We start from the raw sequence: 764 nt of genomic DNA, 5'->3' as shown, positions 1-764 counted from the left end.
CCGCTCAGCGGGTTGGTGGAGGTGCTGGTGGCATTGCCGCTGGACAGCATCACGCCCGCGCCGCTGCCGGCGTCATTGCGCCACACATCCGCGCCAACGCTCAGGGACTGGCTATTGCCGTGCACATCAAGCTGGCGGCTGACCGCATCGAAACCGGTGCGTGACCCATCGACCCGTGCCCAGGCGCGGCCGCTGTTCTGGCCGGCGTGACGGTCGTGATAGCCCAGGCGGAACAACGTCTGCGTTGCCTGCAGATTGGCCAGGTAGGCGCCACCTTCCGGGCGCAGCACAGGTACCGGCGGCTCGACCGGATCCACGGGATCGACCGGATCGACCGGATCGACCGGATCAACGCCACCGCCGCAACCGGGCAGTGTCGGGTCGGCATCGCAGGGGTCCGGGGCAGTCGGCAGTTGAGATCGCAAGTACCAGTTACCCGCATCCTTGAAGAGGAAGTAGTCGTACTGACCACCCACCGCGCGGCCGGCCAGGTCAAACTGGCCATTGGAGGCGCCGGCCACCGTGATCAGTTCGATGCCATTGACCGTCTGTGCGCCGGCGCCGCCCACGTTATTGACGCGCACGTTAGTCTGGCCGCTGGTGTCGCCGCCGATAACGAGTTTGTCCGAGACAGCGTCGTCGCCAGCCAAGACTGTATTGAACAGAAGCGTGCCGCCGTTGCCGCTGTAGTTGCCGCTGACGTTCAAGGTATGGAACGCGCTGCCGTCGCCGAGTGCTATCTCGGCACCGGCCCCCAGCGAGAG

General features: G+C 66.1%; 1 protein-coding gene. It reads right to left on the bottom strand.

The window, feature by feature from the left end:
* Positions 1–764: autotransporter outer membrane beta-barrel domain-containing protein (locus ACXJKH_RS21600; RefSeq protein WP_457322455.1), on the bottom strand; the 764-nt coding region annotated here is incomplete at both ends.

Source organism: Stenotrophomonas sp. P5_B8 (assembly GCF_054049855.1).
This window is presented reverse-complemented; position numbering and strand designations above follow the sequence as displayed.